15 protein-coding genes are annotated in these 8,782 nt (G+C 46.9%); 5 read left to right on the top strand and 10 right to left on the bottom strand.

Annotation, left to right across the window (positions count from 1 at the left end; translation table 11 throughout):
- The first annotated feature begins 129 nt into the window (after positions 1 to 129).
- The gene (gene bssR / locus FN082_RS01340; protein ID WP_139538846.1) at positions 130 to 513 is read left to right on the top strand and encodes a biofilm formation regulator BssR; all 384 of its coding nucleotides are present in this window, start codon (positions 130 to 132) and stop codon (positions 511 to 513) included.
- 103 nt (positions 514 to 616) lie between these two features.
- On the top strand, positions 617 to 1,729 hold the full coding sequence (locus FN082_RS01335; RefSeq protein ID WP_142461864.1) for a PQQ-dependent sugar dehydrogenase: 1,113 nt from the start codon (positions 617 to 619) through the stop codon (positions 1,727 to 1,729).
- A gap of 1 nt (position 1,730) precedes the next feature.
- On the opposite strand, the gene FN082_RS01330 is transcribed toward FN082_RS01335, so the two are convergent.
- The 7 genes from FN082_RS01330 to FN082_RS01300 all read right to left on the bottom strand — a co-directional run bounded on the left by FN082_RS01330 (position 1,731) and on the right by FN082_RS01300 (position 5,559).
- Entirely contained in the window at positions 1,731 to 2,357 is a 627-nt protein-coding gene (locus FN082_RS01330) for a glutathione S-transferase family protein (RefSeq protein WP_139538848.1), read from the bottom strand.
- 98 nt (positions 2,358 to 2,455) lie between these two features.
- Positions 2,456 to 3,742: a site-specific integrase gene (locus FN082_RS01325; RefSeq protein WP_142981025.1), complete on the bottom strand. Its 1,287-nt coding sequence runs from the start codon at positions 3,740 to 3,742 to the stop codon at positions 2,456 to 2,458.
- Positions 3,742 to 3,957: an excisionase family protein gene (gene xisR, locus FN082_RS01320; RefSeq protein ID WP_004111685.1), complete on the bottom strand. Its 216-nt coding sequence runs from the start codon at positions 3,955 to 3,957 to the stop codon at positions 3,742 to 3,744. Before xisR ends, FN082_RS01325 begins: the two co-directional genes overlap by 1 nt.
- A 61-nt stretch (positions 3,958 to 4,018) precedes the next feature.
- Positions 4,019 to 4,525: a hypothetical protein gene (locus FN082_RS01315; protein WP_142981024.1), complete on the bottom strand. Its 507-nt coding sequence runs from the start codon at positions 4,523 to 4,525 to the stop codon at positions 4,019 to 4,021.
- Entirely contained in the window at positions 4,522 to 4,746 is a 225-nt protein-coding gene (locus tag FN082_RS30085; RefSeq protein WP_142981023.1) for a hypothetical protein, read from the bottom strand. The genes FN082_RS01315 and FN082_RS30085 overlap by 4 nt, the downstream gene beginning before the upstream one ends.
- A 5-nt stretch (positions 4,747 to 4,751) precedes the next feature.
- Positions 4,752 to 4,970: a ParE family toxin-like protein gene (locus tag FN082_RS30540; RefSeq protein ID WP_456237440.1), complete on the bottom strand. Its 219-nt coding sequence runs from the start codon at positions 4,968 to 4,970 to the stop codon at positions 4,752 to 4,754.
- 295 nt (positions 4,971 to 5,265) lie between these two features.
- The gene (locus FN082_RS01300; protein WP_142981022.1) at positions 5,266 to 5,559 is read right to left on the bottom strand and encodes a host cell division inhibitory peptide Kil; all 294 of its coding nucleotides are present in this window, start codon (positions 5,557 to 5,559) and stop codon (positions 5,266 to 5,268) included.
- A gap of 367 nt (positions 5,560 to 5,926) precedes the next feature.
- Here FN082_RS01300 and FN082_RS01295 point away from each other — a divergent pair, with 367 nt between their 5' ends.
- A complete protein-coding gene (locus FN082_RS01295; RefSeq protein ID WP_142981021.1) occupies positions 5,927 to 6,418 on the top strand; it encodes a hypothetical protein in 492 nt (163 codons plus the stop codon).
- A gap of 367 nt (positions 6,419 to 6,785) precedes the next feature.
- On the top strand, positions 6,786 to 6,995 hold the full coding sequence (fumD, locus tag FN082_RS01290) for a fumarate hydratase FumD (RefSeq protein WP_142981020.1): 210 nt from the start codon (positions 6,786 to 6,788) through the stop codon (positions 6,993 to 6,995).
- A gap of 41 nt (positions 6,996 to 7,036) precedes the next feature.
- Here fumD and FN082_RS01285 read toward each other — a convergent pair whose 3' ends face one another.
- From FN082_RS01285 to FN082_RS01275, 3 genes are all read right to left on the bottom strand, one after another.
- The gene (locus tag FN082_RS01285; protein WP_142981019.1) at positions 7,037 to 7,507 is read right to left on the bottom strand and encodes a hypothetical protein; all 471 of its coding nucleotides are present in this window, start codon (positions 7,505 to 7,507) and stop codon (positions 7,037 to 7,039) included.
- The gene (locus tag FN082_RS01280) at positions 7,485 to 7,871 is read right to left on the bottom strand and encodes a hypothetical protein (RefSeq protein WP_142981018.1); all 387 of its coding nucleotides are present in this window, start codon (positions 7,869 to 7,871) and stop codon (positions 7,485 to 7,487) included. Before FN082_RS01280 ends, FN082_RS01285 begins: the two co-directional genes overlap by 23 nt.
- 150 nt (positions 7,872 to 8,021) lie before the next feature.
- On the bottom strand, positions 8,022 to 8,417 hold the full coding sequence (locus tag FN082_RS01275; RefSeq protein WP_142981017.1) for a helix-turn-helix domain-containing protein: 396 nt from the start codon (positions 8,415 to 8,417) through the stop codon (positions 8,022 to 8,024).
- A 113-nt stretch (positions 8,418 to 8,530) separates the two neighbouring features.
- Here FN082_RS01275 and FN082_RS01270 point away from each other — a divergent pair, with 113 nt between their 5' ends.
- Positions 8,531 to 8,782 (top strand): transcriptional regulator, encoded by a 252-nt coding sequence (locus tag FN082_RS01270; protein WP_049095184.1) that lies wholly within the window; start codon positions 8,531 to 8,533, stop codon positions 8,780 to 8,782.

Raw genomic sequence — 8,782 nt, 5'->3', positions numbered from 1 at the left:
GGATTTTACTCATCGTTGTAACATTGTAAATGATGTTAATGAACTGGTGTTTATTGATCTCTCTCATCGTTTTGTACGAAAAATGACCATATTATAATTATGGTAAAGGACGACAGAGGAGGACCTGAGATGAGCGTTGACAGACTATATCGTAACCTGATGAATAAGCTGGTTAATGCCAACATTGACCTCGATGCTTATTTACAGCTGCGTAAAGCAAAAGGCTATATGTCAGTCAGCGAAAACGACCATCTGCGTGATAACTTGTTTGAACTGTGTCATGAAATGCGTGAACACGCGCCGCGCTTGCAGCACGCCGTTGCGCCGGAGGAAAAGGAAGCTCTGCGGCTTGCGGGCGAGGCCGTCGCTTCTGCGGCGGTGTGCCTGATGAGCGGACATCATGATTGCCCGTCCTACATTGCTGTCAACGTAGATAAGCTGGAAAGCTGTCTGGCGGTATTGACGCTAAATATTCATAAACTGAATAAATCAGCGCCAATGACCCATGCCTGAGATTGGGGGGAGCTTGCTCCCCCTATTTAATGTTATGTAAAAATCCCTTCCCGTTTCCCCCTGCTGGCTACCCTTATCCCATTGCTGACAAAAGGAGTATGCCATGCGCCAGACCGTTACCCTGATAGCCCTTACCGCGTTGTTGTTACCCATGGCAACCTTTGCCGCCCAGGAGCGCGTAGAGGTGTTGCAGGACCAGCTTGAACACCCGTGGGCGCTGGCCTTTCTTCCTGACGACAAAGGAATACTGATTACTCTGCGCGGTGGCGAACTCAAGCTTTGGCAGAAGGGCGAAGGTCTCTCGCCTGCGCTGTCCGGCGTACCGCAGGTATGGGCCAGCGGGCAGGGCGGTTTGTTGGATGTGGTACTGGCGCCGGATTTCACCCAGTCGCGCCGGGTCTGGCTAAGCTACGCCGAAGGCGGCAATGACGGTAAAGCCGGGACTGCTGTGGGCTATGGCCGACTGAGCGAGGACCTCCAGCGGCTGGAAAACTTCCAGGTGGTTTTCCGCCAACTGCCGAAGCTATCAACTGGCAACCATTTTGGCGGACGGATGGTGTTTGACGGCCACGGGTATCTGTTTATCGGACTTGGGGAAAATAACCAGCGTTCGACTGCCCAGGATCTGGATAAGCTACAGGGGAAAGTGGTGCGTCTGACGGCTGACGGTAAAATCCCCGCTGATAATCCTTTCGTCGGCAAGCCGGGCGTCAGGCCAGAAATCTGGTCTTACGGTATTCGCAATCCGCAGGGGATGGCGATGAATCCGTGGAGCGATACGCTGTGGTTGAACGAACATGGCCCACGCGGCGGCGATGAGATTAATATTCCGCAAAAAGGTAAGAACTACGGCTGGCCGCTGGCGACGCACGGTATTAATTATAGCGGCCTGCCGATTCCGGAGGCTAAAGGTAAGACGGCGGCGGGAACCGAAGCGCCGCTGTTTGTCTGGGAAAAATCTCCGGCAGTGAGCGGGATGGCTTTTTATGATGCGGCGACTTTCCCGCAGTGGCAGCAACGGCTGTTTATCGGTGCGTTGAAGGATGAGTCGCTAATTGTGCTGAAGGTCGATGGCGATAAAGTCACGGAACAGGAGCGAATTCTGAGCGATCGCGGTAAACGAATCCGTGATGTGCGCCCTGGACCCGACGGTTATCTGTATGTGTTAACCGACGAATCCAACGGCGAGCTGCTGAGGGTAAGTCCAGCCGGCTAAATCAGGTGACCGGGATCATCACCACATTACGCCAGGCCTGACGCTCGCTAATCTGCTGGTACCAGCGCTGAAGATGCGGGCGCGATTGCCAGGTTTTTACGGTTTCCAGCAGGTTATAAACGAACGGCGCGACGGCAATGTCGCCAAGGCCAAAGGTATCGCCCGAGAGCCACGGATGCCGAGCCAGTTCGTCATCAAGAATGGCAAACAACGCCTCGCAGGCGGCGATACCGGCTTCAATCGCCGCAGGATCGCGTTTTTCTGGTGGCGTCCTGACCAGCCCCATTAGAATCGGCCGATGAGCGGGAGAGAGCGAACCGTTGGACCAGTCCATCCATTTTTCGCCCTCGGCGCGCAGTGCCGGTGACTCTACCCACAGACGGTTCTGGCCATATTGCGCTGCCAGATAGCGAATAATAGTATTCGATTCCCAAAGCACGATGTTGGTGGATGCATCTTTTAACAGCGGCACCAGACCGTTGGGATTCATGGCCAGATATTCGGGGTCGTGATTCAGACCAAACTCAAGTCCCGCCAGAATTTGTTGATACGGAAGGTCGAGTTCTTCCAGTACCCAGCGCACTTTTTTCACATTGGTCGAGTTGTTTCTGCCCCACAGCGTAATCATATCCGCTCCTGCTTTTTATTTAGCCGCCATTGCAGCGTAGTGAGCATTCATGTTGGAATAAAGTTAATATTCCGGCAAGTGATTTTATTCTGCTGAAATTAAACGCTTTTTATACCCACTACCTTGCGTTTGGGGCACCCTTGGGACACAACGTCAGAAAAACTACTGTTCAGCATTTCCACCTGGTTACGGTCCATCTCTCCGATCCACTTCGAGTAAATCTCATAAACCATCTTCGCGTTCTCGTGACCCATCTGTCCGGCGATAAATGACGGGTTAGCACCGGCAGTTAAAAGCCAGCATGCGAACGTGTGGCGCGACTGGTAAGGGCGTCTGTTCCTTATTCCAGCCTTCTTTAATCCCGCCTCCCAACTATACCCCAGAGACTGAGATCCGTAATACTTCGTTTCCCCGCGCCAGTTTTTGGGCGGGATAAACACGAACCGCAGTTTTTGTTGCTCTGTTAACCCATGTTCGCGGTGATGAAAAGTGATTTCTGTTTTGCTTAATGCGCCAGTTAGCTTGAATTGCTCACATAAAGCTTTCAGCGCAGGCTCAAGCAGGGTTACAGTTCTGATACCCGCTTCGGTTTTAGGTGGTACAAACAGGCCCTCATTCGTCTGGTTACGCCTGACGTGAAGCTCACCTTTATCAAGATCTACATCCTCCCAGGCTAAAGCTGTAATCTCGCCATGCCGAAGGCCGGTAAAGATAGCCGTAGTCCAGAGCAAAGCATACCGATGAGAAAGCGCCTTTATAAAACCCTCGTACTCGCTCTGGAGAAGCGGATCAGGGTCTCTCCTGGAGCGTTTAAGCATCTTTATACCTTCGTGAGGGGTATGCTCGATAAAGCCGCTCAGGTTCGCCAGTTTGAGTAACGCAGTCAGATTGTTCATCAGGCCGTTGACCGTGGATACAGCGCGACCTTTTCTTTTAAGCCAGGGCGCGTGATCGCTAAAGGTGTTACCAGTTAATAGCGCGTTCCTGTAATTCAACAGGTCGGTATGCTGAATATCCGCAATATGCGTATTACTTCCAACAATAGCGCAAAGCGTTGCTATACGTGATTCTGCGCCTCTGTATGACGCAGCTGAGACCTCAAGCTTTTTGGCATTAAGATAAACTTTGCACAATTCACCGAAGGTTTTAATTTTTTGTGTTGTGGTGAATTTTTTAAGCGCCTTTGATTCAGGAAAGTGCTCTGCATAGTCAAATTTACCTTGCTGAATCTCACTCATAATTAAAGCACGGAGATTGCCAGCTTTTTTTATATTGCTATTTGATACAGTCCAGCCCCGCAAAACTTCGCGGCAACGTATGCCGCGATATAGAAAGCTAATTCTTATTCCTTTCCCATGCAGCTCTACGCCAGCAGGCATATTCATTATGTTTCCCCGACAAGCCTATTAATCCTGGTGTAGTTGTAGAGAAGCGTTACCCTTCCTTCTGAAGCTTTTGGATCTGGTGGGTGCTTCTTATAATGAATGCCCTCGATCCATCTCCCCTCCCGGTAAGATTTAATTTGCCGGGGAGTCATATACATCTTCGCTACAATTCCCTTTTCCATCACCCATTCATCTTCTTGAGTAATATCGGCCATAAATAACCTCATGGCCGGGAAACTATAATCAGTTCCCCGGTTTAATTTTGATTATTGGAAATCAAATGCTGGATCCATCAAGATGATCAAACAAACTCCAGTATCTCGACCAGTCTGGCTCCATATACTCTTCCGCTTCATCATTCCATTCGCCAGCAAAGGGGTCCTCACAGACCGAGGTGAGCCATAGCCCTATCGCCGGACAGTCAGGATTTCCCTCAAATAGTTCAGCGATAGCAGGCCAATGATTAACTAAGTTTTCATTTGGCGGAAAATCAGCAAGATATAGCCGGATGCATTCCGCAGCGCGTGAATAATGTTCTTTAAGGATGTACATCCTGTCATATGTCATCGCCAGAACTGCGCGGTGATGGAGGGGGATATCTTGTCGGTTAGCAAGAGGCCATAGCTTATCAATGCACATCGAATACGCATGTGGTAGAGCCCCAAGGTAGCGGATTGCCATATCGTTCCAGATTACTGGTCCGCTACCCCATGCATTGCGAAACTCTTCAGCAGTCTCTGACTTTTCGCCAGGCCAGACGCGTATGACAGTTGTATAGCTCATCGTAAAGCCTCCGACTGAAGTACTTTATATGCACGAAGCACGTGAGATGTTTTACCGGATATCTCCGTTTTCAAAATAAAGAATCCGCTGCTGTTATGGCGTACACTCGGAGCCAGAAACAAGGCAGTATCCGCAGCTCGATTGTGGCGGCGGAATTCGAATACGGTACTGATGATGGTGGCGGTTGCTATTGCTCCATGAACATCAAATTCTATTCTCACAATAATTATCTCCTGTCTTTACGTTGGTTATATTTTTCATGGCTCATGACTTCCCAACACTTGCCGTTATCGCGGGACAATAAGCGCCACTTTCTTCCGACCTTTAAACTTAAATTCCCACATTTAATGCGGCAGGGCTTTACTTGCCCGCAGTGATATGAATTAAGGGTCGCGTATGCTTTTTGATTAACGTGTAACGGCGTGCGAGCGGCGTTCGATATCATTTGTTCCATAGTGCAGGCCTTAGTTGAGCAGTTACTGGTCTTGATGGTAACGACTTGCGAACTAACGACTGTGTAGCCTTTAATTGGTTTTTCTTTTTTTCCTTTTCGTTACAGATAGAACAGTAATATGCCACTTTACGATAAGCACCTCTGCCTGAAGGGCGATATTGCAATTCTTCGCGTGCAAAGGAGTCGCCGCAGCTGTAGCAATGGAGTGTTTCGGTTTCCATATATATTCCTGTGTTAAGGTGTGTGGATACCTGCCATTCAAGGCATTAATTAGTTCTATTAATAATTAAAATGAAACTTCGGTATTTATTTTATATTGGGCTGTAAGCAAGTCTGCATCGACGGAAATTAAATCTCCGTACATGTCATAATTCAAAACAATATCTCGAAAGTTTAATCCTGAAAGCGCATCTGTACGACCACAGAACATCCGATCTTCTATGTGCTTTGCCTTTTCATGAATATTCTTCATTGATGACATGGCTTGATCCCACATGTCTCTGTCATCAATACAGTGAGCAATAGCAAGTTTGCTTTGTGCTGCCTGAATATGCGGATCGTGTTTTGGTAAACTAGCCATTGAATACCCCCGCAACATGCATAATTTTGATAATCGTCGCTGACCAGGCAACAAGGCAGATAGCCAAGACAATTACCAGTGTACGAATGCCGTTTCTGCTCATCTCCTTACCCTCGTGTGTATTGAGTACCTAACAGACCTTGCAATGCAGTGCCGGGTGCCTCCCGGTGATACCAGCCAGTTAACAACTGATGCCGACCTGCTTTTTCCCGCAACATGGAAATCGCCCATGCTTACCTTTTTAACTGTGCCACGTGCGCTTAGCCGCATTCACTTGCATTGCAAGGTATGTTGATTTTTTGCCTGTCTTTTCACCACTTCAGGCTCGGTGGTATCCTCTGTTCACCACAAACAAGGAGGAATTCTTATGGCTTCTTTTGACCGCCAGCTTCAATTGCAGATACTTCAAATTGCACTGGAGTTTTATCCAGACGAAATTGGCTGCATACCCAAAGAACTATCGTCACTAGACGAAAAAACGCTCCTGCAGAACATCGCCTATCTTCAGCAGGAAGGACTTATAACCGGTGGAATTGAAGATTCACTCGCCGGTAAGTCACCTGACATCAAATTAATAACCGCAACCCGTGATGCTGTTAACCTGCTAAGCGAGGAGGGCAGTATTTCCGCTTCCCTTAAAATCGTCACCGTTAAATTGCACGATGAAACGCTGTCTGCTCTCAGGGATTTCATTAACCAGAACATTTCTGACCCAGAAGATAAGAAAGCGTATTTGCAGCGCTTAAAAGAGCTTCCCGCTGACGCCACAAAACACATCGTGCTTGAACTACTGACTCAGGGGCTGGGTCAGATCCCGAACGCAGTTCTTTGGCTACAAACAATGCTCCGCCATCAGTAAACTCAGTTTCCAGGCGAAGCTTTTCAAACTTTATCCAGCCGACGCCACCAGGGATTTCCAACCAAAAATCCTCCCGATCATCGGTTGAAAGAGTGATCGCTCTTTTGACAAAAGCCATTGCGTAGATACGTAGTGGCTTTTTTTGTTCGGTTAATTCCTGAGTCATGTCACACCTCATCTAGTTGACCCTTATCGCCGGGTAGCGGATTGTTTACCTATCGCACCTTGATTGGTGTTGATGGATTCAATAATACAACCTGAAGTTATGTTGTCAATAACTTTAAGTTGTATTTTGTGGTGCGGTGAGAGGTGCCGAAGGCTAAAGCAAAGTGGTATGCTCATAAAAACATCAAAGAGGATTGTGGGTATGGACTACGAAGAAGCCGCGCAACTGCGCTATCAGGAGATGTGCCGTATTGTCGGGGATGTCGTTTTTGCTATGGTCGCCGAAGGCCATGAAACCAAGCGGGTAGCCATAGCTGACGTGATAAGAACTGAGATAGCAAAGGGGCTGGATAAGTGGGATTTTGACCAGATTCAGGTCATGGAGTTGGCGGTAAAGCTACTGGAAGAGTAGGGCAGTAGAAACCCGGCGACATGGCCGGGTTTATTGTATAATTACTTGTTAACTTCTTTTTGCTCTGATTTGGCTAAAAGAATTTTAATGTCATTAAGTTGCGAAGACGTGTCCTTAAATCCTTCTGCGGTCTTATCTTCAACTCTGTCTATCTTGGCTGATAGCTCAATTCTACTGGATTTAATTTCATCAGACATATCCTTTCTCAAGCCATTGGTCTTATCATTCATTGAGTTGGAGATTGTCCAAGTAGCGCAAACTCCAGTTCCCAAGACTGTTAAAATTGCCAGGATGATACCGACCCAAAATTGTGTGGTTGTTATGGATTTTTCACTCATTTTTTCGCCGTTATTTGATGAAAATCTAGTATCAACGCCGTTTATGCTGGTAGTTAATGGATGATATGTTGCTAGATTGCCTCGATGGGATACTTTGTATACATCTGCGCCGAGTGTCAAGATCGTCTCAAGGTTTTCTGGCTCCCGGAAGTTATTCATTTTCTGATGAGTCATGCTCTTTGTTCTCTTCAGATTTTAGTTTTTTGTAATCACCAGTCTCGATGTTTTTACTCACTTTTCTGTGACTAAAAAGGTTTATGTACCCACAATTTGAGCACTGCATTATTAAGATATCAAGAGCCTCCGAGCTAACCATTGACGTCTTTTTCTTGTCATTATCTTCGGAGTATGAAACCAAAGGTAAAGATGGAATCACTTTATATACCTTGGCATTCTCAGCATCCTTTGTCAGCTCGTCTGGCGTGTAAAGTGTCCATTCGTCAGTATTACAAATAGGACATACATGATCACCGACTAATGAGTTTAAGTAGTGACCAAATTCCTTGAAGTCGATAAGTTTAGATTTTTTGCTTTCCATAACCTATTGATTACTCTGTTATTTAAATGATAATAAGCAATTATGTTAAAACGTGATATGGGCTATCCCGCTTTTGAGTTGAGTGGGATACTACAAAGCATATGAGTTGATATGGCATTACCCAAACACCTCACCATTGCACCTAACTTATTATTTATTGCCCTTCTGAGCTGCAAGCCACCGGGCAACGGTCTTATCCATTGTCTCTTTACGCTCTTTCATTTCAGACAGCATTTGCTGCTGATCTTCTTCCGGGAACGCATTGAAGGTTTTAAGCAGGTCCAGTTGCATTGGGCCTAACTTCATTGCGTCTGGAGTTACCACCTGATCGCCTTCGTCTGGTGGGAGCATGAACCAGTAGGGTGGATGCCCTGTGATCTCCGATAACTTGTCGACATTATCCATTGAGGGGCTGGCTTTCCCTTTCGCCCATTTTTGAATCGTTTGCTGTGTAACTCCCAATCTCTGTGCGAGATCTGTCTGACTCCAGTTTCTTTCCTTTAGGAGCCTGTTTATGCGGTAAGTGGTGATGTCGATAGTCTTCATTCTCATACCTAAATAATACAACCAAAGGCTGTTGCTTGCGATATGAACCTAAAGTTGTTGCAAGTCACGCCTTGAAGTTGTATTTTGAGGGTGTGAATTACAGGAGATGTTCCATGAAAAAAGAAATTAAAGATTTGGTAGCTCGGCGCTTTACTCAAGCTGAAATTGGTCAGCGCTTAAACGTTAGCCAGCAAACCGTATTTAAATGGTTAAAAAAGCAAGTTCCTTCAGGTCGTGTTATTCCACTTTGCCAATTAATGGGGTGGGAAGTTACACCCCATGAATTACGTCCAGATCTGCACCCAACACCTATTAGTGGAATACCTGAAGGCGTGATTTTGCCCAAGAAACAAGAAGGAGTCTGA

It is taken from the genome of Klebsiella spallanzanii (assembly GCF_902158555.1).
Classification (GTDB): Bacteria; Pseudomonadota; Gammaproteobacteria; order Enterobacterales; family Enterobacteriaceae; genus Klebsiella; species Klebsiella spallanzanii.
The sequence above is the reverse complement of the archived record's forward strand: the minus strand, read 5'-3'. Positions and strand labels throughout refer to the sequence as shown.